22 protein-coding genes are annotated in these 23,817 nt (G+C 74.4%); 12 read left to right on the top strand and 10 right to left on the bottom strand.

Translation table 11 applies throughout. From position 1 onward, the window contains the following. Position 1: 1 nt before the first annotated feature. The 4 genes from ACFPL3_RS21585 to ACFPL3_RS21570 form a co-directional block, all read right to left on the bottom strand. Positions 2-1,630, bottom strand: coding sequence for a carboxylesterase/lipase family protein (locus tag ACFPL3_RS21585; protein WP_343943741.1), 1,629 nt, complete (start codon positions 1,628-1,630; stop codon positions 2-4). Between the two features lie 289 nt (positions 1,631-1,919). Beyond that, entirely contained in the window at positions 1,920-3,431 is a 1,512-nt protein-coding gene (locus ACFPL3_RS21580; protein WP_343943742.1) for a tripartite tricarboxylate transporter permease, read from the bottom strand. Between the two features lie 9 nt (positions 3,432-3,440). Continuing rightward, entirely contained in the window at positions 3,441-3,977 is a 537-nt protein-coding gene (locus ACFPL3_RS21575) for a tripartite tricarboxylate transporter TctB family protein (RefSeq protein WP_343943743.1), read from the bottom strand. A 2-nt stretch (positions 3,978-3,979) separates the two neighbouring features. Then, on the bottom strand, positions 3,980-4,996 hold the full coding sequence (locus tag ACFPL3_RS21570; RefSeq protein WP_343943744.1) for a tripartite tricarboxylate transporter substrate binding protein: 1,017 nt from the start codon (positions 4,994-4,996) through the stop codon (positions 3,980-3,982). 104 nt (positions 4,997-5,100) lie between these two features. Between ACFPL3_RS21570 and ACFPL3_RS21565 the strand changes: the two genes are divergently transcribed. The 5 genes from ACFPL3_RS21565 (at position 5,101) to ACFPL3_RS21545 (ending at position 10,250) form a co-directional block, all read left to right on the top strand. Then, a complete protein-coding gene (locus ACFPL3_RS21565) occupies positions 5,101-5,991 on the top strand; it encodes a LysR substrate-binding domain-containing protein (protein ID WP_343943745.1) in 891 nt (296 codons plus the stop codon). 73 nt (positions 5,992-6,064) lie between these two features. Next, positions 6,065-6,979: a 5-dehydro-4-deoxyglucarate dehydratase gene (kdgD, locus tag ACFPL3_RS21560; RefSeq protein ID WP_343943746.1), complete on the top strand. Its 915-nt coding sequence runs from the start codon at positions 6,065-6,067 to the stop codon at positions 6,977-6,979. Beyond that, complete coding sequence (locus ACFPL3_RS21555) at positions 6,979-8,298, top strand: enolase C-terminal domain-like protein (protein WP_343943747.1); 1,320 nt, start codon at positions 6,979-6,981, stop codon at positions 8,296-8,298. Before kdgD ends, ACFPL3_RS21555 begins: the two co-directional genes overlap by 1 nt. 14 nt (positions 8,299-8,312) lie before the next feature. After that, positions 8,313-9,437, top strand: coding sequence for an L-talarate/galactarate dehydratase (locus tag ACFPL3_RS21550; RefSeq protein WP_343943748.1), 1,125 nt, complete (start codon positions 8,313-8,315; stop codon positions 9,435-9,437). 192 nt (positions 9,438-9,629) lie between these two features. Beyond that, entirely contained in the window at positions 9,630-10,250 is a 621-nt protein-coding gene (locus ACFPL3_RS21545) for an L-threonylcarbamoyladenylate synthase (RefSeq protein ID WP_343943749.1), read from the top strand. Between the two features lie 70 nt (positions 10,251-10,320). Here the strand turns inward: ACFPL3_RS21545 and ACFPL3_RS21540 are convergent, their stop codons facing one another. Then, positions 10,321-10,653, bottom strand: coding sequence for a MoaD/ThiS family protein (locus ACFPL3_RS21540; protein WP_343943750.1), 333 nt, complete (start codon positions 10,651-10,653; stop codon positions 10,321-10,323). Next, the gene (locus tag ACFPL3_RS21535) at positions 10,650-11,765 is read right to left on the bottom strand and encodes a WD40/YVTN/BNR-like repeat-containing protein (RefSeq protein ID WP_343943751.1); all 1,116 of its coding nucleotides are present in this window, start codon (positions 11,763-11,765) and stop codon (positions 10,650-10,652) included. The genes ACFPL3_RS21540 and ACFPL3_RS21535 overlap by 4 nt, the downstream gene beginning before the upstream one ends. 388 nt (positions 11,766-12,153) lie before the next feature. Here ACFPL3_RS21535 and ACFPL3_RS21530 point away from each other — a divergent pair, with 388 nt between their 5' ends. Together ACFPL3_RS21530 and ACFPL3_RS21525 are read left to right on the top strand one after the other, a co-directional pair. Then, on the top strand, positions 12,154-13,632 hold the full coding sequence (locus ACFPL3_RS21530) for a hypothetical protein (protein ID WP_343943752.1): 1,479 nt from the start codon (positions 12,154-12,156) through the stop codon (positions 13,630-13,632). 31 nt (positions 13,633-13,663) lie between these two features. Then, a complete protein-coding gene (locus ACFPL3_RS21525) occupies positions 13,664-14,872 on the top strand; it encodes a cysteine desulfurase-like protein (protein ID WP_343943753.1) in 1,209 nt (402 codons plus the stop codon). On the opposite strand, the gene ACFPL3_RS21520 is transcribed toward ACFPL3_RS21525, so the two are convergent. Together ACFPL3_RS21520 and ACFPL3_RS21515 are read right to left on the bottom strand one after the other, a co-directional pair. Then, on the bottom strand, positions 14,860-15,525 hold the full coding sequence (locus tag ACFPL3_RS21520) for an RNA polymerase sigma factor (RefSeq protein WP_343943754.1): 666 nt from the start codon (positions 15,523-15,525) through the stop codon (positions 14,860-14,862). The genes ACFPL3_RS21525 and ACFPL3_RS21520 overlap by 13 nt on opposite strands. 72 nt (positions 15,526-15,597) lie before the next feature. Further along, complete coding sequence (locus ACFPL3_RS21515) at positions 15,598-16,110, bottom strand: Lrp/AsnC family transcriptional regulator (RefSeq protein ID WP_343943755.1); 513 nt, start codon at positions 16,108-16,110, stop codon at positions 15,598-15,600. Between the two features lie 67 nt (positions 16,111-16,177). On the opposite strand from ACFPL3_RS21515, the gene ald reads away from it, so the two are divergent. The 4 genes from ald to ACFPL3_RS21495 all read left to right on the top strand — a co-directional run bounded on the left by ald (position 16,178) and on the right by ACFPL3_RS21495 (position 19,995). Continuing rightward, on the top strand, positions 16,178-17,311 hold the full coding sequence (ald, locus tag ACFPL3_RS21510; RefSeq protein WP_343943756.1) for an alanine dehydrogenase: 1,134 nt from the start codon (positions 16,178-16,180) through the stop codon (positions 17,309-17,311). A gap of 109 nt (positions 17,312-17,420) precedes the next feature. After that, positions 17,421-18,470: a diacylglycerol/lipid kinase family protein gene (locus tag ACFPL3_RS21505; protein WP_343943757.1), complete on the top strand. Its 1,050-nt coding sequence runs from the start codon at positions 17,421-17,423 to the stop codon at positions 18,468-18,470. 8 nt (positions 18,471-18,478) lie between these two features. Continuing rightward, positions 18,479-19,246 carry a precorrin-6A synthase (deacetylating) gene (gene cobF / locus ACFPL3_RS21500; protein WP_343943758.1) on the top strand — a complete coding sequence of 256 codons (768 nt, stop codon included), beginning with the start codon at positions 18,479-18,481 and terminating at the stop codon, positions 19,244-19,246. Then, entirely contained in the window at positions 19,243-19,995 is a 753-nt protein-coding gene (locus ACFPL3_RS21495; RefSeq protein ID WP_379589591.1) for a cobalt-precorrin-6A reductase, read from the top strand. Before cobF ends, ACFPL3_RS21495 begins: the two co-directional genes overlap by 4 nt. Positions 19,996-20,079: 84 nt before the next feature. On the opposite strand, the gene ACFPL3_RS21490 is transcribed toward ACFPL3_RS21495, so the two are convergent. Next, a complete protein-coding gene (locus tag ACFPL3_RS21490) occupies positions 20,080-20,856 on the bottom strand; it encodes a class I SAM-dependent methyltransferase (protein ID WP_379589590.1) in 777 nt (258 codons plus the stop codon). 41 nt (positions 20,857-20,897) lie between these two features. Further along, positions 20,898-21,935 carry a DNA polymerase IV gene (locus ACFPL3_RS21485; RefSeq protein ID WP_343945303.1) on the bottom strand — a complete coding sequence of 346 codons (1,038 nt, stop codon included), beginning with the start codon at positions 21,933-21,935 and terminating at the stop codon, positions 20,898-20,900. Positions 21,936-22,029: 94 nt separating this feature from the next. Between ACFPL3_RS21485 and ACFPL3_RS21480 the strand changes: the two genes are divergently transcribed. After that, positions 22,030-23,694: a S8 family serine peptidase gene (locus ACFPL3_RS21480; protein ID WP_379589589.1), complete on the top strand. Its 1,665-nt coding sequence runs from the start codon at positions 22,030-22,032 to the stop codon at positions 23,692-23,694. Positions 23,695-23,817: the final 123 nt, after the last annotated feature.

Genomic DNA, 23,817 nt, shown 5'->3' with positions numbered 1-23,817 from the left:
CCTATTCGGCCGCGCCAGGGCGCGCCGTCGCCCGCTCGTCGGTGGCGTCGAGCACCATGCTGCGCGGCCACTGCTCCCACGGCGCGCCCAGATCCGGGTGGTGCGGGTCGCCGGTGCGGACGAACGCGTGGATCGCGGCGGTCATCAGGTCCGACAGCTCCAGGCGGCCCGGCTCGTTGCGGCGGCTGAACCCGAACGTGAAGAACCCCTCGTCGAAGGTGCGGAACACGAACGGCAGGTCGATCGCGTGCGCGGCGCCGTACACGGCGTCGAACGGGGCGGGCTGCTGGTTCCAGCCGAACTGGTAGTAGTACAGCTGGTCGTTGCCCGCGGCCTGCATCGTGTTCATCGAGTCGTGCGTGATCCCGGTGAAGATGCTGCGGGTGAGCCCGGCGGCCGCCTCGTTCCAGCCGCCGGGGCCGTCGACGGGCAGGTAGCGGTCGGCCATGAGGTCGCGCTCCGTGAGGCCGGTCGGCCGGTCGGGGTCGAACTCGTACTGCAGGGTGAAGCGGTCGCGCTCGGACGGGCGGTGGGCGCCGATGGCCGCGCCGAAGAGCTTCCCCTCCTCGAGGGTGTTGCCGGCGAGCACCGGGACATCGCGGTAGCTGCCGGTGGCGATCGCGGCGTGGTGGTCGGCGGGGAGCACCACGCCGTCGGAGAGCACCCGGGGCGGGTCGCCCACCTCCGCGCCCCGGCGCACCTGCGCGCGGATGACCTCCTCCGCCGGCAGCGCCCGCAGGCGGGCCGCGGCGTCATCGCCCGGCGGGGACCCCAGCGCTTCCTCGGCGAACGCGGTGGCGTACTCCCGCGCGGCGACAGGTGACTCGAACTTCAGCCCCCCGGACATCGGGATGATCTTGTGGATCAGCCCGGCCGTGCGCGGAGAGACCAGCAGCGCCCACACGTTGACCGCGCCTGCCGACTCGCCCATCACCGTGACGTTGCCCGGGTCGCCGCCGAACGCGGCCGCGTTGTCGTGGACGAAGCGCAGGGCCTCGATCTGGTCCAGGGTGCCGAAGTTGCCCGAGTCGCCGTCCGGGTCGCCGGTCTTCAGCGCCGGGTGGTCGAACCAGCCCATGACACCGAGCCGGTAGTTCACGGTGACGACCACCGCGTTCGCCCGCTGGGCCAGGGCGCGGCCGTCGTACATCGGGTCGGCCGAGTAGCCGACCACGTTGCTCCCGCCGTGGACGAACACGATCACCGGCAGGTCCGCCTCCGGCGTGGAAGGGCGGTGGACGTTGAGCGTGAGGCAGTCCTCGGAGCCGACGGGCTGCTTCAGGCCGTCACGGACGTCGAGGCCGAAGTGCGGGCCGCTGGGTGCCGGGCTGAACATGCGCCCCTCCTGGACGCAGCCGTTGCCGGGCGCGCGGGCCTCGCGCACGCCCTCCCACGGGCGGTGGGTCACCGGGGCGCGCCAGCGCAGCTCCCCGACCGGTGGCTCGGCGTAGGGGATCGCGAGCCAGGACAGCGACCCCTCCTCGGCGAGACCCCGCACCGCCCCGAGCGTGGTGCGCCGGACGCTCGGGTCCTCCTCCTCGCCCGGCTCGGCGCACGCCACCACGCCCGCCGAGGCGATCGTGACGACGAGACCGAATGCGACGGCGGCGCTGCGCACGCGCACGGTCATCCCCCCTCTGCCCGCGTGCACCGACCGTGCCCTGCCGCCCAGCGCTCGGGGAAGACGGGACACGTGATCACCGTGAAAGGCTTTGCCTTCAACGCGCCCTGGCGGCGAGAACCGACGTGAGCGGTCGGAGAACGCGCCAGACCGGCGATCATGACCGTGTGACGGCCGGCCGTCGCTCGCGGGGAGCCCGCCAGGAGGCCGTTCAGCGAAGGCATGATCACGGGTTCGGCGCAAGAACGGGCGAAATCGACCCGGGAACGCGCCAACTCGGTGATCATGGCCATGCGGACTACCGCTGCTGTGCGAGCTCCGCCGCGGGGGACCGGCGCCGCGCGACCAGGGCCCGCACGAGGGGCAGCAGTGCCACCACCACGAAGGCGGCGAGCAGGGTGCCCGAGATCGGCCGGGTGACGAACCCGGTGGCGTCGCCGTCGAAGATGATGAGCGAGCGGCGCAGGGAGTCCTCCAGCAGCGAGCCGAGGACGAACGCCAGCACGAGCGGGCCCGGCTCGAACCCGAGCTTCTTCATCAGGTAGCCCAGCGCGCCGAAGACGATCACGAGCACGATGTCGAACACGTCGTTGCCGACCGTGTAGACGCCGATGAGGGTGATCAGCACCGTGATCGGCGCGAGGATCGTGGCCCGCACGCGCACGATGCGGACGAACAGCCCGACCAGCGGGATGCTCATGATCAGCAGCAGGACGTTGCCGACGTACATCGAGTTGATCACGCCCCAGAACAGGTCCGGGTGCTGCGTGACCAGCTGGGGTCCCGGGCTCACGCCCTGGATGAGCAACGCCCCGAAGATCACGGCCATCGTCGCGTTGGCGGGGATGCCGAGAGTGAGGAGCGGGATGAACGACGAGGTGGCCGCGGCGTTGTTGGCGGTCTCCGGTGCCGCGACGCCCTCCACCGCGCCGCGCCCGAACCGCTCCGGCTCCTTCGCGCGGCGCTTCTCGACCGCGTAGCCGGCGAGCGAGGCGATCGTGGCCCCGCCGCCGGGCAGGACCCCGAGCAGGAACCCGATCACCGAGCCGCGCCCGATCGCCCCCGACGAGGCGCGCAGGTCGGCGCGGGAGGGCCAGACGTCGGTGACGCGCGCGGGCGCCTGCACGGCGCGGTGGCGCTGCTCCAGGTTGTGCAGGACCTCCCCGAGCCCGAACAGGCCCATCGCGATCGGCACGAAGTCGATGCCGTCGGCGAGCGAGAGGTTGTCGAACGTGAAGCGCGCGGCGCCGGTGAAGCTGTCGCGGCCCACGGTGGCGAGCAGCAGCCCGGCGCAGGCCGCGACGAGCGCCTTGAGCCGGTGCCCGCTGCTGACCGTGGAGACCAGCAGGATGCCCAGCAGCGCGAGCGCCGTGTACTCCGGCGGCCCGAAGTCGAGCGCGAACCCCGCCACCAGCGGCGCGAGCAGCGACAGCGCCACCACCGACACCGTGCCGCCGACGAACGAGCCGATCGCGGCGATGCCCAGCGCGGTGCCCGCCCGGCCATGGCGGGCGAGCGCGTGCCCGTCGAACACGGTGACCACCGACGACGCCTCGCCCGGCAGCCGCAGCAGCACCGAGGTGATCGTGCCGCCGTACTGGGCGCCGTAGAAGATCCCGGCGAGCATGATGATCGCGGTCACCGGCTCGAGGCCGAACGTGATCGGCAGCAGGATCGCGATCGTGGCCGCGGGGCCGAGCCCGGGCAACACCCCGACCAGCATGCCGACGACCACGCCGACGAGGCAGAACAGGAGGTTGGTGGGCTCCAGCACGACGCTGAAGCCCTCCACCACCGCGGACGGGTCCACCGGGACTCCCTAGAACATGTGCGGGATCGGGACGGCGAGCAGGCCGACGAACACGACGTAGAACGCGACCACCGTGGCGAGGCTCGTGACGATCGAGGTCCGCCAGGACTCGCCGCCGAGGAACCGGACCCACACGAACACCAGCAGCGTCGAGGGGATCTCGAAGCCGATGGTCGCGACGACCGCGACGAACGCGACCATCGTGCCCAGGCCGGCGAGCACGAGCACGCTCGCGCGGGTGAACCGCTCCGCGTCGTGGGTGCGCCCGGTCAGCGCCAGCAGCCCGAGCCCGAGTGCCACGAGCACGACGCTCACCAGGAACGGCCAGGTGCCGGGGCCGGGGGCGGCGGCGCTGCCCACCCCGAGGGCCAGCGAGCCGAGCAACGCCGCGACGCCGAGCCCCACCACCGCGAGCCCGACCACGGCGTCGGTCGGCCGTCCGGCGCGGGGCGGCCTGCCCTCGTGCTCGGCCTCGACCTCGTGCCGCACGGCGTCCGACAGGCGGTCCCCGCCGGCCGTCCCGGGCGCGGTCGTGCCGGGCTCCACGGTCACTGCCCGGCGCCGAGCGTGATGCCGTACTGCTCGGTGACGCGGCGGTAGTCCTCGAGGCTTCCGGCCCACTGCGTGCGCAGCTCCTCCCCGTCGACCTCGTTGGGGGTGAGCTGGTTGTCGGCGTTGAACTGCTTGTAGGCGTCGGTGCCGAACGCGGCGCCGAACGCGGCGCGCAGCCGGTCGAGCACCTCGGGCGGGGTGCCCTCCGGCCCGAACACCGCCCGCGACTGCTGCACCGGCACGTCGTAGCCGGCCTCGACGGCGGTCGGGGTGTCGGGCAGGTAGGAGGGCCGCTCGCGGGCGAACGTCACGAGCGGTGTGAGCGTGCCCGCCTCGATCTGCTCGACGGCCTCGCCCAGCTGGATCGAGCCGACGTCGACCTGGCCGCCGAGCACCGCGGTGAGGGTGGGGGAGCCGCCGTCGAACGGCACGGCGCTCGCCGGGATCCCCGACTGGCCGAACAGGAGGGCCTGCGACAGCTCGCTCCCGGTGCCCACGCCGGTGGTGCCGTAGGTGACCGGCCGGCCCGCGGCGGCGAGGTCGGCCACGGTGCGGAAGCCCGACGACGCGGCCGTGACGAGGACGTAGTCGTCCTGGGAGATGCCGGTGACGATCTCGTAGTCGGCGATGTCGACGGCCTCGTCGGGGGAGACGGCCAGCGGGGTGATGTAGGCGAGGCTGCCGTTGAAGATCATGAGCGTGTGCCCGTCGGGCGCGGCGGAGGCGAGCTCGCGCGCCGCGAGCGCCCCGTTGGCGCCCGGCTTGTTCTCGACGGTGATCGGCACGCCGAGGTCGTCGGACGCGGAGTCGGCCAGTGCCCGCGCGATCAGGTCGGTGCTGCCGCCGGGGTCCTGGCCCACGAGGATCGTGATGGGGTCACCCCCGGGGAACTCCGCCGCTTCCCCGGAGCCCCCGGAGCTGCCGAGGTTGCCCCCGCACGCGGTGAGCGCGAGCGCGGCGGCGACCCCGAGCGCGGCCACCGCCCCGTGGCGACTGCCGACGTTCCTGGCCATATGGCTCTCCCCTTCGAGATGCCGGAATCCCTTGCCGGGGCAGCCTAGGAACGGCGATCATGCCTGTCCAAATCCGATACAGCATGAATTGATACCGTCGGGGTATGGCGTACACGCTCGAGCAGCTGCGCGGCTTCGTGGCCGTCGCCGAGGAGCTGCACTTCGGCCGGGCGGCCGTCCGCCTGAAGATGACCCAGCCCCCGCTCTCGCGCCAGATCCAGAAGCTGGAGCGCGCTGTCGGCGCCCAGCTGCTCGTGCGCGACAACCGCCGGGTCGACCTCACGGCCGCGGGCCGGGTGTTCCTCACCGAGGCCCGGCGGCTGCTCACCCTCGCCGACGCCGCGCCCGACCTGGCGCGGCGCGTCTCCTCGGGCACGAGCGGGGTGGTGCGGATCGGGTTCACCGCGGCGTCCACCTACGGCATCCTCGGCCGGCTGCTCAACGAGCTGGGCCGCCGGCTGCCATACGTCGACGTCGACCTCGCCGAGATGGTCACGCGCGAGCAGGTGGCCGCGCTGGCCCACCGGGAGATCGACCTCGGCCTCGCCCGCCCGCCGTTCGACCGGGACACGTTCGAGTCCCGGCTGCTGCACCGCGAGCCGCTGTACGTGGCAGCGCCGGCGGGCCACCGGCTGCTCGCCCTCGGCCGCGACGTCACCGCCGACGACGTGGCGGGCGAACCGGTCGTCATGCACTCGCCCACGAAGGCGCGCTACTTCTACGACCTCGTCGCCGGGGTCGTCCCGATCCCGCAGGAGGACATCGTCCACACCGTGAGCCAGGTGCTCACGATGCTGTGGCTCGCGGCGGCGGGCCGCGGCATCGCGTTCGTGCCCGCGTCGGCCGTGCGGCTGCCGATCGAGGGCGTCGGATTCGCCCGGCTGGTGACCCCGGTGGCCGAACCGGTGGAGCTGCACCTGCTGTGGGCGAAGGAGTCGGCCAACCCGGCGCTGGCGCGGGTGCTGGACGTCCTCGACGGGTTCACCGTCGCGTGACGATGCTTGCGCGGTATCGCACCATGCGGAACCGCTCTTGGACAGGCATCGTCGCGGTTCCTACGGTGACCGCGTGACGCTGCTGCCCCCGGACGAGCTCGGCGACCGGCTCCGGTCCGGCCTGCTCTCCTTCCCGGTGACCCACTTCGACGCCGACCTGCAGTTCGACGAACCGCGGTACCGGGAGCACCTCGCCTGGCAGGCCGGCTTCGACGTCGCGGGCCTGTTCGCCGCCGGCGGCACGGGGGAGGGGTTCTCCCTCACCCCGGCCGAGGTCGACCGGGTCGTGCGCACCGCGGTCGACGAGGTGGGTGAGCGGGTGCCGGTGATCGCTCCGGCCACCGGCGCCACCGCACTCGCCGTGGCGCAGGCGAAGGCGGCGCAGGAAGCACACGCGTCGGGCGTGCTGCTGTTCCCGCCCTACCTCACCGAGGCCGGCCAGCGCGGCCTGGCCGAGCACGTGAGCGCGGTCTGCCGGGCCACCGACCTCGGCGTGATCTTCTACAACCGGGCCAACGCCGTGCTCACCGACGCCACGATGGCCGAGCTCGCCGAGCGCAACCCGAACCTGGTGGGGTTCAAGGACGGCGTCGGCGACATCGAGCGCCTCACCCGCATCTACGCCCGCCTCGGCGAGCGGCTGGCCTACATCGGCGGCCTGCCCACCGCGGAGACGTTCGCGCTGCCGCTGCTGCAGCTGGGCGTGAGCACCTACTCGTCGGCCCTGTTCAACTTCCTGCCCGAGTTCGCCCTGCGCTTCTACGCGGCCGTGCGCCGGCAGGACCGCGAGACGGTCTACCGGCTCCTGTCGGAGTTCGTGATCCCCTACCTCGACATCCGCGACCGCGGGAAGGGGTACGCGGTGTCGATCATCAAGGCCGGGCTGACGGCCGTGGGCCGCGACGGCGGTCGCGTGCGCCCGCCGCTCACCGACCTCACCGACGACGAGCGCGCCGAGCTGGCGACGCTGGTGCAGAAGGTCTCCTGATGGCGACCGTGACCCGGGTGGAGGTCGTGCCCGTCGCGGGCCACGACAGCATGCTGCTCAACCTGAGCGGCGCCCACGGGCCGTTCTTCACGCGCGAGATCGCGATCGTCACCGACAGCGCGGGACGCACCGGCGTCGGTGAGGCGCCGGGCGGCGAGGGGATCCGGCGGACCATCGCCGACGCGGCCGACCTGCTCGTCGGGCGTCCGGTGGCGCGGGCCGGCACGCTGCTGCGGTCGGTGGCCGACGCCTTCGCCGACCGCGACGCGGGCGGGCGCGGTCAGCAGACCTTCGACCAGCGCACCACGATCCACGCCGTCACGGCGCTGGAGTCGGCGTTGCTCGACCTGCTCGGCCAGGAGCTCGGTGTGCCGGTGGCCGAGCTGCTCGGCGACGGGCAGCAGCGGGCCTGCGTACCGGTGCTCGGCTACCTGTTCTACGTGGGCGACCGGCGCGCCACCGACCTGCCCTACGTCGCGGAGGACAACCCGGCCGACGACTGGGAGCGGCTGCGCCGCGAACCCGCGCTCACCCCGAAGGACGTGGTGGCGCTCGCCGAGGCCGCGCAGGCCCGCTACGGGTTCGCCGACTTCAAGCTGAAAGGCGGCGTGTTCGCGGGCGCGGAGGAGGTGGCCGCCGTACGGGCGCTGGCCGAGCGCTTCCCGGACGCGCGCATCACCCTCGACCCCAACGGCGCGTTTCCGCTCGCCGAGGCCGTGGAGCTGTGCCGCGCCCTGCACGGCGTGCTCGCCTACGCCGAGGACCCCGTCGGCGCCGAGGGCGGCTTCTCCGGCCGCGAGACGATGGCCGAGTTCCGCCGCGCCACCGGCCTGCCCACGGCCACCAACATGATCGCCACCGACTGGCGCCAGCTCGCCCACGCCGTGCGCGCGGGCTCCGTCGACATCCCGCTCGCCGACCCGCACTTCTGGACCATGCGCGGCTCGGTGCGGGTGGCCCAGCTCTGCGCGGGGTTCGGCCTGACGTGGGGCTCGCACTCCAACAACCACTTCGACGTGTCGCTGGCCATGTTCACCCACGTCGGCGCGGCCGCGCCCGGCTCGATCACCGCGCTCGACACGCACTGGATCTGGCAGGACGGGCAGGCCCTCACCCGGGATCCGCTGCAGATCTCGGGCGGCGCGATCGCCGTGCCCGACGTCCCCGGCCTCGGCGTGGAGCTCGACCCGGACGCGCTCGCCGCCGCGCACGAGCTCTACCGCGAGCACGGGCTCGGCGCGCGCGACGACGCCGTGGCCATGCAGTACCTCGTGCCCGGGTGGCGGTTCGACGCCAAGCGCCCGTGCCTGGTCCGATGATCGGAGGAGCTGCCGTGCTCGACCGGATCACGTCGGTGAGGCTCTCGTCGGTGACGTTGCCGCTGCCCACCGGGATCAGCGATGCCAAGGTGCTCACCGGCCGCCAGCGGCCGATGACCGAGGTCGCCTTCCTCTTCGCCGAGATCACCACCGAGGCCGGGTGGGAGGGGCTCGGGTTCAGCTACTCCAAGCGCGCCGGTGGGCCGGCCCAGTTCGCGCACGCCCGCGAGGTGGCGCCCGACCTGATCGGCGAGGATCCCAGCGACATCGGAAGGCTGTGGACCAAGCTGGTCTGGGCGGGTGCGTCGGTCGGGCGCAGCGGCGCGGCCACCCAGGCCCTCGCCGCGATCGACGTGGCGTTGTGGGACCTCAAGGCCAAGCGCGCCGGGCTGCCCCTGGCCAAGCTGCTCGGCGCCCACCGCAACTCCGTGCGCTGTTACAACACCTCCGGCGGGTTCCTGCACGAGCCGATCGAGCAGGTGCTCGACAACGCCACGCGCACGCTCGAGTCGGGCGTCGGCGGCATCAAGATCAAGATCGGTCAGCCCGACCGCGCCGCGGACCTGCGCCGCGTCCGCGCCGTGCGCGAGCACATCGGCGACGCCCCGCTGATGGTGGACGCCAACCAGCAGTGGGACCGTCCCACCGCCATGCGCGTGGGGCGCGCGCTCGAGGAGTTCGACCTCGTCTGGATCGAGGAGCCCCTCGACGCCTACGACGCCGAGGGGCACGCCGCGCTCGCGCGGTCCCTCGACACCGCGATCGCCTCCGGCGAGATGCTCACGAGCGTGGCCGAGCACGCCGAGCTGATCCGCCACGGCGCCGTCGACGTCCTGCAGCCCGACGCGCCCCGCATCGGCGGCATCACGCAGTTCCTGAAGCTCGCCGCGCTGGCCGAGCACCGGAACCTCCAGCTCGCACCCCACTTCGCGATGGAGATCCACGTCCATCTCGCGGCGGCGTACCCGATCGAGCCGTGGGTGGAGCACTTCGACTGGCTGTACCCGCTGTTCCCGGAGCGCCTGGAGATCCGGGACGGTCGCATGCACCTGTCCGACCGGCCCGGCCTCGGCGTCACCCTGAGCGAGCAGGCGCGTGCCTGGACCGTGGCCGAGGAGAAGATCACCAGCCCCCGCTGAGGCGCCGAACGTGCGTTTCGGGCACCGAGACGCGGGACTCGGCCGTCGGGGTGGGGGGTTCGGCCGTCGGGGTGGGGGACTCGCCGGAGTGGGCGCGAGTCTCCCGTCCCGGGGCGTGAGTCGCGCGCCGAACCGGTCGAGTTGCGCGTTCCGGTGTGCCACACCGGCGCTGATCGTCCTACGCTCCGCCTCATGGCGCGGTACTTCGACGTCCACCCGGTCGATCCCCAGCGGCGTGCGATCGGTCAGGTCGCCGACATCGTCCGCAGCGGCGGTCTGATCGCCTACCCGACCGACTCCTGTTTCGCCCTCGGCTGCCAGCTCGGGGACGCGGCCGGGCTCGACCGGATCCGCAAGATCCGGCAACTCGACGACAAACACCACTTCACGCTCGTGTGCGCCGACTTCGCCCAGCTCGGGCAGTTCGTGCACATCAGCAACCGGGTGTTCCGGGCCGTGAAGTCCGCGACGCCGGGCAGCTACACGTTCATCCTCCCGGCCACCAAGGAGGTGCCGCGGCGGCTCCTGCACCCGAAGAAGAAGACGGTGGGCGTCCGCATCCCCGAGCACGCCGTGGTGCAGGCGCTGCTGGCCGAGCTGGGGGAGCCGCTGCTGTCCTCCACGCTCCTGCTGCCGGACGAACCCGAGCCCCTCACCCAGGGCTGGGAGATCAAGGAGCGCCTCGACTCCGTGGTGGACGCGGTGCTGGACTCCGGCGAGTGCGGCACCGAGCCCACCACGGTGGTCGACTTCTCCGGCGACGAGCCAGAGATCATCCGCCGGGGTGCGGGTGACCCGAGCCGCTTCGAGTAGGAGGTTCAGGAAAGCCACATTCAGGGCCGGAGAGGCCTGCAATGTGGCTTTCCTGAACCTCCCGGGGGCCTCAGCCGCCCGCCATCGCCCCCACCACGAGGAACGGCTCCTTCCCCGCCGCCACCTCCGCGGGCAGCTCGGCGTCCGGTTCGTCGTGGGACAGGTCCTGTTCGCAGGCGAAGAACCGCACGTACGCGCGGCGCCGCAGGGTGGCGTGGTCGCGGATCGTGCCGCGCAGCACCGGGTGGCGGGCCTCCAGCGCGTCGAGCACGGCGCGCTGCGTGATCGGCGCCGCGACGTCGAGCCGCACTTCCCCGTCGACCTGGGCGAGCTTGCGCAGGTGCGCCGGCAGCTTCACCCGGACGCCCGACCCGTGGTCGGCCCCGGTCATGGCCCCGCTCATGACAGGGTCTGCACCTGCACCGACAGCACGGCCGGCAGGTGCTCCACGATCGGGGCCCAGGTGTCGCCCGCGTCGGCGGAGGCGTACACCTGGCCGCCGGTGGTGCCGACGTAGACGCCGCACGTGTCGAGCGAGTCGACGGCCATGGCGTCGCGCAGCACGTTGACGTAGCAGTGCTCCTGCGGCAGGCCCTTGGTGAGCGGCTCCCACTCGCCGCCCCCGGTGCGGGTGCGGTACACCCGCAGCCTGCCCTCCGGCGGGACGTGCACGGAGTCGCTGGTGATGGGCACGACGTAGACGGTGTCGGGCTCGTGGGCGTGCACCTCGATCGGGAACCCGAAGTCGCTGGGCAGGCCCTCGCCGATGTCGTACCAGTTCGCGCCGCCGTCGTCGCTGCGCATCACGTCCCAGTGCTTCTGCATGTAGAGGGTGTCCGGGCGGGACGGGTGCCTCGCGAGGTGGTGGACGCAGTGGCCCACCTCGGCGTCCTCGTCGGGGATGCCCTCCGAGCGCAGTCCGCGGTTCGCGGGCGTCCACGACGCGCCGCCGTCGTCGGTGCGGAAGACGCCCGCGGCGGAGATCGCCACGTGCATCCGGGCCGGGTCGCGCGGATCGACGAGGATGGTGTGCAGGCACATCCCGCCCGCGCCGGGCTGCCAGCTCGACCCCGATCCGTGCTCGCGCAGGCCGCGCAGTTCCTGCCAGGTGCCGCCGCCGTCGGTGCTGCGGAACAGCGCCGCGTCCTCGACGCCCGCGAGCACGGTGTCCGGGTCGGTGGCCGACGGCTCGAGGTGCCACACCCGGGCGAACTCCCACGGGTGGGGCGTGCCGTCGTACCACTGGTGGGTGCCGGGCACCCCCGCGTAGGTGAACTCGTTGCCCACGGGTGCCCAGGTGGCGCCGCCGTCGTCGGAGCGCTGCACGATCTGGCCGAACCAGCCGCCGGACTGGGAGGCGTAGAGCCGGTCGGGATCGGCCGGGGAACCGGCGACGTGGTAGATCTCCCAGCCCGCGAAGTGCGGGCCGCTCACCTCCCACCGCTCGCGCGTGCCGTCGGCGGTGAGCACGAATGCTCCCTTGCGCGTGCCCACCAGGACCCGTACACCGGTCATGGCTCCTCCTCGCATCTCGGTCGCTCGGCCGGGCGGCACAGCCCGGCGCAGACTTGTGACCTCTCGCGGCAGCCGAACTCATCGGAGGGAAGGCGTCTGTACCACTCGACCGCGGTGATGCCTCCGTTCGCCACCCGCCTGTAGTCGAAACCCACCCGAATGGGCTACGGTGCGTGCCGTCCGATGCAGGTCACGGCCTGTCCGGGCCGCCCGTCGCAGGCAGGCGCGCCCTGAGCGCACTCTCGGCGCAACCGGTCGGCGGGAGGCCGCCGCGAGGTAGCGTGCGGTCGCCAGGGCAGCCGGCCACGATGGCCCGGCGTGACAAGGGTCACGCCGCTCGGACGCGGGGCCGGCACGACTCATCGACCCTTTGGAGAGGAACCGGCTGGTGGACAGGGGTTACGAGGGAGACTCGGGCTACCTCGCGCACCTCGGATCCGCCGCGGGCATCGATCGCTGGGATCTCGGCCCGGTGGATCGTGGCGCCGCCGATCCCGGTGCCCTCGACCGGGGTGGGGACGATCCGGCGGCCGGGGTCGCCCGGCGGCTGCAGGCCCGCCTCGACCAGCACATCCGGCTGTTGGAACGACTGCACGCCGAGCAGCTCTACCCGGAGCCGCCCGGCCTGCCCGAGCTGCGCGACACCGCCGAGCGGATGCGTCGCGACACCGAGAGCCTGTTGCTGCTGGCCGGGCAGGAGCCCGGCGTGCGCACCGGGGGGCCGCGGCAGCTCGGCGACGTCGTCTCCCACGCCGCGGATCTGGCGGAGGAGCCGCGCCTCGTCGACGTCCGGCCCGCGCCGGAGGCGCTGGTGGCGCCGGCCGCCGCGGTGGAGGTCGCGCACGTGCTCGCCGAGCTCGTCGACCACGTCACCGCCGTGTACCCGGGCGCCCGCGTCGAGCTCGTGAGCCATCTGGACCCGCACTCGGTCCACGGCCGCGGCGCCACCGTCGACGCCGTGGTGGAGGGTGCCCTGCGCCACGACCCGGACGGGCTCGGCGGGGCCCGGGCGGCGGCCGCGGCCGAGAAGATCGCCCGCAGCTCCCGCCACGGGATCGCGCTGCGCCGCCCGGTGGGCGGCCCGCCCGCCATGGGCACCGGTGTGGTCGCGAGCGTCTACTGCCCGGCCGCCACGCTCACGGTGCCGGAGCCGCCCCCGCCGCCACCTCCTCCGCCGCCACCCCCTCCGCCCCCGCTGCCCGCACCCGAGCCGCGCGTGGCGAGCAGTCCGCCGCTGCCCTCGTTGCCGTCGTTCGAGCACGGCTTCGAGGCCGTGCTCGACACCGGCGTCGGCAACGGCAACGGGCATGGGCACGGGTCGAACGGCACCAACGGCACCAACGGCTCGAGCAACGGCAGCTCCACGCCGCCACTGTCGTTCGACGACGCACCCGCCTACTCGCCGTCGTCGTCCTCGCAGGTGGACGAGCTGTTCGGGCCGCTGCTCGACCTGCCGCTGGAGCCGATCGACGACCGGTACGCCACCCCGATCTTCGAGGCGATCGCGTCCGCGTGGTTCCGCGACGACGAGCAGGGCGGTTCCGGTGGTTCGGGAGCCCTCGACTGGGCCACCCCGCAGGACGACGAGTGGCGCGAGGCCGCGGCGCGGGCCGCGCGGTCGGAGCCGGAGGAGCTGCCCACCACGTCCAGCGGCCTGCCGAGGCGCCTCCCGGGCAACCAGCTGGTGCCGCCGCCGCGCACCACCGAGCCCAACGGCCAGAACGGCGCAGGAGCAGGCACGTCGGGTCCGGCGGAACGCGCGCCCGACCGCGTGCGCGACCGGCTCAGCACCTACCAGCGCGGCCTGCGCGAGGGGCGCCACCGCGCCACCGGGTCGGAGAACGGCATGGAGCCCGAGGACTGGTGATCCGGCCGGCCCGGCGTGGCAGGGTGGCGGGGTGATCTACGACGTCGCGGCGGTCCGTGCGCAGTTCCCGGCCCTGGAGGCGGGCTACGCCCATTTCGACGGGCCGGGTGGTTCCCAGGTGCCCGCACCGGTGGCGGACGCGGTGCGCCACGCGCTCGTGTCGCCGCTGGCCAACCGCGGCCGGGTCACCGCGGCCGAGCGCGCTGCCGACGACATCGTGGTGGCGGCCCGCAGCGCCATGGCCGATCTGCTCGGGGCCGACCCCGCGGGCGTGGTCTTCGGCCGCAGCATGACCCAGATCACCTTCGACGTGGCCCGCACCCTCGCGTCCGGCTGGGGTCCCGGGGACGAGGTGGTCGTCAGCTCGCTGGACCACGACGCCAACGTCCGCCCGTGGGTGCTGGCGGCCGAGGCGGTCGGCGCGCGGGTGCGGTGGGCCGAGTTCGACCCGCGCACCGCGGAGCTGCCGGCCGAGGCGGTGGCCGAGGTGCTCACCTCGCGCACCCGGCTCGTCGCCGTGACGGCGGCGTCGAACCTGCTGGGCACCTGCCCGCCGGTGCGCGCGATCACCGACCTGGCCCACGAGGCGGGCGCGCTCACCTACGTCGACGGGGTGCACGCCACCGCGCACGTTCCCGTGCACGTCGAGACGCTGGGTGCGGACTTCTTCGCCTGCTCGCCCTACAAGTTCCTCGGCCCGCACTGCGGCGTGCTCGCCGCGGCTCCCGCCCTGCTGGAGGGGCTGCGCCCGCAGAAGCTGCTGCCCTCCACGGACGTGGTGCCCGAGCGCTTCGAGCTGGGCACGCTGCCCTACGAGCTGCTCGCCGGCACCGCCGCGGCCGTCGACTTCCTCGCCGGACTGGGGTCGGGCGGCACGCGGCGCGACCGGCTGGTGTCGGCGATGAGCCGGATCGGTGCCCACGAGGACCGGCTGCGCGACCGGATCGAGGCCGGCCTCGCGGCCCTGCCCGGCGTCACCGTGCTGTCGCGGGCGGCGCACCGCACGCCCACGCTGCTCGTGACGTTCGCCGAGCACGATCCGGCCGCCGCGTACGCGTTCCTCGCCGAGCGCGGCGTGCACGCCCCCGCGGGCTCGTTCTACGCGCTGGAGCCCGCACGCCGGCTCGGCCTCGGCAACGCGGGCGCGCTGCGGATCGGCCTGGCGCCCTACGTCGACGACTCAGACGTCGACCGGCTGCTCACCGGGCTCGCGGATTTCCTCGGGGTTCAGGCCACGTAGGCCGGGTCGAGGCGCTCGCGCAGCCGGCGCAGGCCGTCGGAGGTGTAGCGCTTGACCGCGCCCACCGACAGCTGCATGACCTCGGCGGCCTCCGCCACGGACAGCTGCCACTGCATCCGGATGATCACGGCCTCCCGCTCGCGGGGCGAGAGGGTGGCGAGCGCGTCGCGCAGGGCCGCGGCGTCGGCGACCTGCGCGGAGATGTCGACCGGCGAGCTCGGTGCGTCCTCGCCGCGCTCCGGGTCGTCGATGCTGACGTTGGCCCGCGCCGGGATCACCTCGCGCAGCTCGCGGTTGATCTCGTTGCAGACGGCGGTGAGCACGTAGGCCTGCATGTTGGTGATCTCGGGCGGGTTGCCCTGCTGGCGGCGCAGGATCTTCTCGAACGCCCGCTGGACGACGTCCTCGGCGCGGCCCGGGTCGCCCACCTTGCGGGTGGCGTAGCGGACCATCGCGGGCGAGCGCTCGCGGTAGGCCGCGGCGAGCCGCTCGGTGAACGCCGCGGCGTCGACGCGCGACACGCGCCCGATCCGCGAGCGCCCGGGCGGCACCAGGCCCAGCACGGTGCCTTCGCCCCGGTCGGCCGCCGATTGCAGCAGCCGTGAAAGTAGTGGGAACTCCTCGACAGGATCGACGTCCACGCTGCCCCCCATGGGGGGCATCCTACGGGCAGGTGACGCTCGTGTGGTGGTGCGTGGTGCGCCGATCGGCCGATCGCGGGCCCGTCACCGCCCGCGGCGCCCGGCCGCCCGGGTGTGCTCGAAGATCAGGTTGGTCTCGGTGCCCGCGATCGCCGGGTCGCGGTTGAGGTGGTCGGCCACGAACGCGCGCAGCGCGTCGGTGCTCGCGGTGGCGACGTGCAGCAGGAAGTCGTTGGCGCCCGCGACGAAGTAGACGTCCAGCACCTCCGGGCGCTCCGACAGCGCCGCGACGTGCTCGGTGAGGCTGCCGCGGGCGTGCGGCTGGAGCCGGATGGCGATCATCGCCTCGAGGTCGTGGCCGAGGGCGCGCGGGTCGATGTCGGCGTGGAACCCGCGGATCACCCCGGCGGCACGCAGGGTGCGCACCCGCCCGAGGCAGGTGGACTGCGCGATGCCGACCCGGTCGGCCAGCTCCTTGTTGGAGATGCGGGCGTCGTCGGCGAGGACCTGCAGGATCGCCCGGTCAGTGTCGTCGAGGCGAACGTCCTTCGGCTGCAGAGCCCGTTCGGGGCGCGAACCCGCAGATGGGAGAGCCATGATCGGACGATATCGAATCTCCTGCGGAGCTGTTGCTCAGGATCAGCAGCTTCTTCATCCTCTGTCCATGAGGATCGGGGTTGTCCGCGAGGTCAAGAACCACGAGTACCGGGTGGCGCTCACCCCGGCGGGCGCGCGGGAGCTCGTCCGCGCCGGGCACCACGTGCTCGTCGAGCGCGGCGCCGGGGTCGGTAGCGCGATCAGCGACGCCGACTACGAGGCCGTGGGCGCGCGCATCGTCGGCGGCGCGAACGGCAACGGGGCCGACGACGTGTGGGCGGCCGCGGACCTGCTGCTCAAGGTCAAGGAGCCGATCGAGGAGGAGTACCACCGGTTGCGCCGCGACCAGGTGCTCTTCACCTACCTGCACCTCGCGGCGTCGGCCGAGTGCACGCGGGCCCTGCTCGACTCCGGCACCACCGCCATCGCCTACGAGACCGTGCGCCTGCCTGACGGCACGCTGCCGCTGCTCGCGCCGATGAGCGAGGTGGCGGGGCGGCTCGCACCGCAGGCGGGCGCGAACGCCCTGCTGCGCGCCGCGGGCGGCCGGGGCGTGCTGCTCGGCGGGGTGCCCGGTGTCCGGCCGGCGAACGTCGTGGTGATCGGCGCGGGGGTGGCCGGCCGCAACGCGGTGGCGATCGCCGTCGGGCTCGGCGCCGAGGTCACGGTGCTCGACGTCGACCTCGCCGCGCTGCGCCGCGTCGACGAGCGCTACGCCGGGCGCGTGCGCACCCTGGCCTCCAACGCCCACGAGCTGGAGGAGGCGTGCCTGGCGGCCGACCTCGTGATCGGCGCCGTGCTCGTGCCGGGCGGGCGGGCCCCGCAGCTGGTGAGCAACGACCTGGTGCGCCGGATGAAGCCCGGGTCGGTGCTCGTGGACATCGCGATCGACCAGGGTGGCTGCTTCGAGGACTCCCGGCCCACCACTCACGCCGAGCCGACCTACACCGTGCACGACTCGGTGTTCTACTGCGTGGCCAACATGCCCGGGGCCGTGCCGCACACGTCCACCTACGCGCTGACGAACGCCACCCTGCCCTACGTGCTGCGGCTGGCGAACACGGGCTGGGCCGACGCGGTGTCCGCCGACCCCGGCCTCGCCGCGGGCCTGTCCACGCACCGCGGCGCGCTCACCAACCTGCAGGTCGCCCACGACCTGGGGCTGCCCTACGCCGACCCGCGCGACCTCGTGGCGGCCTGACCGGGCCGAGGCCGTCCGGCGGTGCGGCGGGTCCCGCGAGGGGGTACGCCGACCGGCCGTGTGGCGTACGCCGCGCGCCCGCGGGCGAGCCTGCGCATAGGGTTCCGTCGTGAACGACTGGTGGTTCCTCGCGCTCGCGGCGCTGCCCGTACTCGGGTTGCTCCTCGCGGGCGTCGTGGTGCGGGGCCGCCGCCGGGCCGCCGACCCGGACCCGCTCACCGCCGAGCCGGAGGACCGGCCGCTCGCGGCGGTGGTGGTGAACCCCACCAAGGTCGAGCCCGGCACCCGGGCGCGCATCGAGTCGGTGTGCACCGGCCTCGGGTGGGCCGACCCGTTGTGGCTGGAGACCACGGTGGAGGACCCGGGCACCGGGCAGGCGGCGCTGGCGGTGGAGAAAGGGGCCGACGTGGTGCTCGCCTGCGGCGGCGACGGCACCGTGCGGTCGGTGGCGGAGGCGCTCGCGGGCACCGGGGTGGCGATGGGGCTGGTCCCCGCGGGCACCGGCAACCTGCTCGCGCGCACCGTCGGCACCCCGGACGGCGTGGTGGCCGCCACCCGGGTGGCTCTCACCGGCGACGACCGGCCCATCGACGTGGGCCGCATCCGGATCGACGGCGCCGAGGAGGAACGGGTGTTCCTCGTGATGGCGGGCACCGGCTTCGACGCGGCGATCATGGAGAGCACCCCGGAGACGCTCAAGGGCCGCGTCGGGCCGCTCGCGTACGTGATCTCGGGCCTGCGGGCCATGCGCGGGCGGCGCATGCGCGTCACCCTGACCCTCGACGACGGACCCCCGCTGCGGCGGCGCACCCGCACCGTGCTGTGCGGCAACAGCGGCACCCTGCTGGGCGGGCTGGTCCTCATGCCGCGCGCCACCGTGGACGACGGCGTGCTCGACGTGGTCAGTCTCGCCCCGAGCACCGTGGCCGGCTGGGTGGCCGTGGCCCTGCGCGTGATCACGCGCCAGCGCCGGGGGGACCGGCGCGTGGAGCACTGGCAGGCACGCTCCATCGTGATCCGCTCGGAGTCGCCGCAGCCCTGCCAGGTGGACGGCGACCCGGTGGGCGACGCGCGGGAGCTCGCGATCCGCGTCGACCCGCACGCGCTGATCCTGCGGGTGCCCGACGTCGCGCCGCCCGGCACACCGGATCCGGGATAGGGGGCGGAGTGCGCACGGTCTACGTGATCGGCATCGGTGCGGGCGATCCCGAGCACCTCACGCTGCAGGCGGTGGCCGCGATGAACCGGGCCGACGTGTTCTTCACGATCGACAAGGGGGAGGCCAAGGGCGACCTGGCCGCGCTGCGCGCCACCCTGCTCGCCCGCCACGTCACCCGGCCGCACCGCGTGGTCACCGCGCGGGACCCGCAGCGCGACCGCTCCGCGCCGAGCGGGCGCTACCCGGGTGCGGTGGCCGAGTGGCAGGAGCGGCGCGCCGCGCTGTACGAGCGGATGCTCGCCGACGAGCTCGCCGACGACGGCGCGGGCGCCTTCCTGGTGTGGGGCGACCCGGCGCTCTACGACGGCACGCTGCGGATCCTGGAGCAGATCCGCGAGCGGGGCGCGGTGGCGTTCGAGGTGGTCTCGATCCCGGGCATCAGCGCCGTGCAGGCGCTCGCCGCGGCCCACCGGATCCCGCTCAACCGGGTCGGGCGCCCGGTCACCGTCACCACCGGGCGGCGGCTGGCCGACGACGGCCCGCCCGCGGGTGCCGACGACATCGTGGTGATGCTGGACGCGGTGGACGCTTTCGCGGCGGTGCCCGCCGACGGGTGGGACATCTACTGGGGCGCCTACCTGGGCACCCCGGACGAGTCGCTCGTGCACGGGCCGTTGGAGCAGGTGAAGGGGGAGATCGTGCGGCGGCGCGGCGAGCTGCGCGCCCGCAAGGGCTGGATCATGGACACCTACCTGCTGCGCAGGCGCGAGCGGTGACCCCGCGCCACGTGCTGGTGCTCGGCGGCACCGCCGAGGCGCGCCGCCTCGCCGCCGCCCTGCACCGCCACCCCGCGTTCGCCGTGACCTCGTCGCTCGCCGGCCGCGTGGCCCGGCCCCGGCTGCCGAGCGGGGAGGTCCGGATCGGCGGCTTCGGCGGGGTCGAGGGCCTCACCACGTGGCTGTCGGGGCACCGCACGGACGCGGTCGTCGACGCCACGCACCCCTTCGCCGCCCGGATGACGGCGAACGCGGTGGCGGCCACCGCAGCCACGGGCGTGCCGCTGCTCGTGCTGCGCCGCCCCGGCTGGACCGAGGGGCCCGGCGACCGCTGGCACCGCGTGCCCGACGCCGCCCGCGCCGCGGAGCTGGTGCCACGGCTGGGCACGCGCCCGTTCCTGAGCACCGGCAGCGGCGACCTCGCCGCGTTCGCCGGGCTCGACCTGTGGTGCCTCCTGCGCGCGGTCGACCCGCCGCCCCCGCCGCTGCCCGCCCGCCACCACCTCGTGCTCGCGCGCGGCCCGTTCACGGCCGACGCCGAACGCGCGCTGCTGCGCGAGCACCGCATCGACGTGGTGGTCGCCCGCGACAGCGGCGGCGAGCTCACCGCGGCGAAGCTGGTGGCCGCCCGCGAGCTGGGCCTGCCGGTGGTGCTGCTCGCCCGCCCACCCGCACCGGACGCCCCCGCCGTGACGAGCGTGGAGGAGGCCGTGGCCTGGCTCTCCGCGGCGCTGGTGGAGGCGCGGTGATCACCGCGAGACCCGCGTCACCGCCCTGCGGAGGGCGGCACGGCGCATCTCGGCGGGCTCGGTGGCGCTGACCGGTCAGCGTATTCAGCGCCGCCGGGCCGCGAACAGGATGCGGGTGCCGCCGTCGCGGGCTCCTGGCTCGGCGCAGGCGGCCACCTCGTGGTCGAGGAAGCGGCGCCAGCGGTCGCGGTCGGCGGCCAGCCGGCCGAGGGAGTCGGGATCGCCCGCCGACGCCCAGTTGCTCGCGCTGCCGTCGACGAGCCGGCCGCCGGCCTCGTCGACGAGCGCGACCACGTCCGACCAGCGGTAGCTGCGCGCGCCCGAGTCGGACGGCGCACCGACGCCCGGCGGGTGGTGGCGCCACGCCCCGAGCAACGACAGCACCGACGCGACGACGACGCCGTCGGGGGTGACGACGCGCAGCAGGCCGCGCAGCGCGGACGCCGCGCACCCGCAGCCCGACGACAGCGGGCCGCCGTAGGCGAGCACCACGTCGAACTCGCCGTCGGCGTAGCGGCTCACGTCGGCGCCGTCGAGGACCTCGCGGCGCAGCACGCTGCGCTCGGCGGGGGTGCCGCGCAGGCGGCGTTCGTGGGCGGCGAGCCGGGCGGGCGACGGGTCGGTGACCACCACGCGGCAGCCCCGGGCGGCGAGTTCCGTGGTGAAGCGGTCGGCGCCCACCCCGATCTCGAGCACGTGCGCCCCCCGGGGCACGCTCCGGCGCAGGAACCTGCGGTGGACCTCGCGGCTCACCCGGCCGCTCGGCTCGGCGCCTGCGCGGCCCCAGCCCTGCTCACCCAGCCGGTCGACGTGCCGGTCGAGGTGCCTGCGCACCGCCCCCACCGCCGCACTGTGATCCACGCGACCGACGATGCGTGGACGCCGCTGAGTGCGCTCTCAGTTCACACGGGGGCGAATTCCGCGCGCACCCCGAGCAGCCGGACCGCGCGGCGCGACGGGAACCGTTCGAGCACGTCGAGGGCGGCCGCGGCGAAGCGCTCGGCGTCGGTGGTGGGCGCGTCGAGCGTGGCGCTGCGCGTGGAGGTGGAGAACGGGGCGAAGCGGACCTTGACCGCCACGCGCACGGCCGGGCGCCCCGCACCGGCGATCTCGGCGGCCACCCGGCGGGCGAGCGCCGCCACCTCGATGCGGACGTCCTCCCACTCGGTGAGGTTCTCCTGGAACGTGGTCTCGTGGCTGCGCGAGCGCGGCACCCACGGCGTGCCCTCCACGACGACGCGCCCGATGCCGCGGCCCAGCTGCACGTACCAGGGGCCCAGCGCGGGGCCCAGCTCGGCGGCGAGCGCCGCCGGGTCGGCGGCGGCGAGCTCGCCCACCGTGGTGATGCCGCGCTCGGCGAGCTTGCGGGCGGTCTTGGCGCCGATGCCCCACAGCGCCCGGGTGTCGCGGTGGTGCATCACCTCGGCCCAGTTGGCGGCGGTGAGGCGGTAGACGCCCTCGCCCGCGCCGGGCTTGGCGAACCCGGTGGCGAGCTTCGCGCGCAGCATGTTGTCGCCGATGCCGACGCAGCAGCGCAGCCGGGTGCGTTCGAGGACGTCGGAGCGGATCGCGGCGGCCAGCGCCTCCGGGTCGCCGGTCTCGGCGCCGACGAACGCCTCGTCCCAGCCCATCACCTCGACGACCACGCCGGGCCGGTCGCGCAGCGTGGCCATGACCTCCTCGGAGACCTCCTCGTAGTGGGCGTTGTCGGCGGGCAGGAAGACCGCGTCCGGGCAGCGCTTGGCGGCCGTGCGCAGCGGCATGCCCGACCGCACCCCGAACGCGCGCGCCTCGTAGGACGCCGTGGCGACGACGGCCCGCTGCGTCGGGTCGCCCTTCCCGCCCACGACGACCGGCCGCCCGGCCAGCTCCGGGCGGCGCAGGACCTCGACGGCGGCCAGGAACTGGTCCAGGTCGACGTGCAGCACCCAGTAGGCCACCCCGTCAGTGTGCCGTGCCGGACCGGGACCGCCCGATGACCTATCGTGATCGACGACCCCGGTGCCTGGGGGTTTCGGGGATCCGGGAGGTCGTGTGAAGAGCCGTCGCGCAGTGGGGTGGGCGGTCGCGGCCGTCGTCGCCGTCGCCGCCACCGTGGGCGCGGCGTCCACCGCGCCCAGCGCGCCCGCTCCGGACGCGCCGGCGGCACCGCGGCCCGCGCCGGTGCCCGCGGGGCACTCCACGTTCACCGTGCTGCTCGACGGCCCGGCCGCCCACGATTCCGCGGTGGCCGCGATCGGGGCCGCGGGCGGGCAGGTGCTGCGGGAGAACCCGGCCGTGAGTGCGCTGGTGGTGGCGGCACCGCCGGAGGGCTTCGTGGAGCGGGTGGCGGCGATCGAGGGGGTCTTCGGCGCCACGAGGGCGCACGTCGTGGGCACGGCCCAGGCCGCGAGGGGCGGCGGACCGGCTCGGCCGGCACAGGCCGCGCCCGGGCCCAGCGGGCTGGATCCGCTCGACACGCGGCTGTGGGGCCTGTCCATGATCCGGGCGGACGCGGCGCGGGCCGTGCAGGCGGGGGACCGGCGCGTGCTCGTCGGCATCCTCGACACCGGGGTGGACGGCAGCCACCCCGACATCGCCCCCAACCTCGACGTGGGCCTGTCGCGCAACTTCGTCACCGACATCCCGACCGACCCCACCGGCGCGCCGCTCGACGGGCCGTGCGAGTTCGAGGGCTGCGTCGACCCGCCCGACCACGACGGCGGCGGCCACGGCACGCACGTGGCCGGCACGGTGGCGGCGGCCGCCGACCGGGCGGGCCTGTCCGGGGTGGCCCCGAACGTCACGCTGGTGAACATCCGCGGCGGCCAGGACGCGGGGATGTTCTTCCTCCAGCCCGTCGTCGACGCGCTCACCTACGGCGCCGACATCGGCCTCGACGTGATCAACATGTCGTTCTACGTGGATCCGTGGCGCTACAACTGCCTCGACAACCCGGCCGACCCGCCCGCGGCGCGCATCGAGCAGCGCACCACCGTGGAGGCGATGAACCGGGCCCTGGAGTACGCGCACTCCAAGGGCGTCACGCTGGTCGGCTCCCTGGGCAACGAGAACGAGGACCTCGGCAGGCCGCGCCGGGACATGAGCAGCCCCAACTACCCGGCGGGCTCGGAGTACGCACGCCCGATCGACAACGCGACGTGCACCGACCTGCCGGTGGAGGGCCCCCACGTCATCGGCGTGGCCGCGGTGGGGCCGCGCGGCGAGAAGGCCGACTACTCCAACTACGGCGTGGAGCAGACCTCCCTGGCCGCCCCGGGCGGCAACGGCGGCCTCGGCGGGCCCGACGACATGATCCTCTCGACGTACCCGAAGGCGATCCTGCAGGAGGACGGCGACGTCGACGCCGCGGGCGAGGTCACCCCGTCCGGTGCCGCGGGCGGGGTGCAGAAGGTGTGCGGCCCCGCCGGCTGCGGCTACTACACGCCGCTGCAGGGCACGTCGATGGCCGCGCCGCACGTGGCGGGCGTGGCCGCCCTGGTGGTGAGCCGCCACGGCGTGCCCGACCCGCAGCACCCCGGCGGGCTCACCATGGACCCCGACGCGGTGGAGCAGGCGCTGATCGGGTCGGCGCACGCCACCGCCTGCCCGGCCACGCCCCGGCCCACCGTGCCCTGCGAGGGCACCCCGGAGTTCAACGGCTACTACGGCAACGGGGTGGTCGACGCCCTGGCCGCGCTGGAGCAGCCGTCCCGCTAGGGAGTGTCTGACGGATCTTGGCTGGGTTGTCGGTCAGGATGGGGTCGTGGCCGAGCGTCGGGTTCTGTCGGATGAGGCGTGGACGTGGCTGGAACCACGGCTGCCGGATCGCACGCCGCGTCG

Source organism: Pseudonocardia zijingensis (assembly GCF_042657305.1).
Lineage (GTDB): Bacteria > Actinomycetota > Actinomycetes > Mycobacteriales > Pseudonocardiaceae > Pseudonocardia > Pseudonocardia zijingensis.
This window is presented reverse-complemented; position numbering and strand designations above follow the sequence as displayed.

Coding starts and splice junctions, on each gene's coding strand:
- ACFPL3_RS21585 (WP_343943741.1), bottom strand. CDS start 1,630: ATGACCGTGCGCGTGCGCAGCGCCGCCGTCGCATTCGGTCTCGTCGTC.
- ACFPL3_RS21570 (WP_343943744.1), bottom strand. CDS start 4,996: ATGGCCAGGAACGTCGGCAGTCGCCACGGGGCGGTGGCCGCGCTCGGG.
- ACFPL3_RS21565 (WP_343943745.1), top strand. CDS start 5,101: ATGGCGTACACGCTCGAGCAGCTGCGCGGCTTCGTGGCCGTCGCCGAG.
- ACFPL3_RS21555 (WP_343943747.1), top strand. CDS start 6,979: ATGGCGACCGTGACCCGGGTGGAGGTCGTGCCCGTCGCGGGCCACGAC.
- ACFPL3_RS21545 (WP_343943749.1), top strand. CDS start 9,630: ATGGCGCGGTACTTCGACGTCCACCCGGTCGATCCCCAGCGGCGTGCG.
- ACFPL3_RS21540 (WP_343943750.1), bottom strand. CDS start 10,653: ATGAGCGGGGCCATGACCGGGGCCGACCACGGGTCGGGCGTCCGGGTG.
- ACFPL3_RS21535 (WP_343943751.1), bottom strand. CDS start 11,765: ATGACCGGTGTACGGGTCCTGGTGGGCACGCGCAAGGGAGCATTCGTG.
- ACFPL3_RS21520 (WP_343943754.1), bottom strand. CDS start 15,525: ATGGGGGGCAGCGTGGACGTCGATCCTGTCGAGGAGTTCCCACTACTT.
- ACFPL3_RS21515 (WP_343943755.1), bottom strand. CDS start 16,110: ATGGCTCTCCCATCTGCGGGTTCGCGCCCCGAACGGGCTCTGCAGCCG.
- ald (WP_343943756.1), top strand. CDS start 16,178: ATGAGGATCGGGGTTGTCCGCGAGGTCAAGAACCACGAGTACCGGGTG.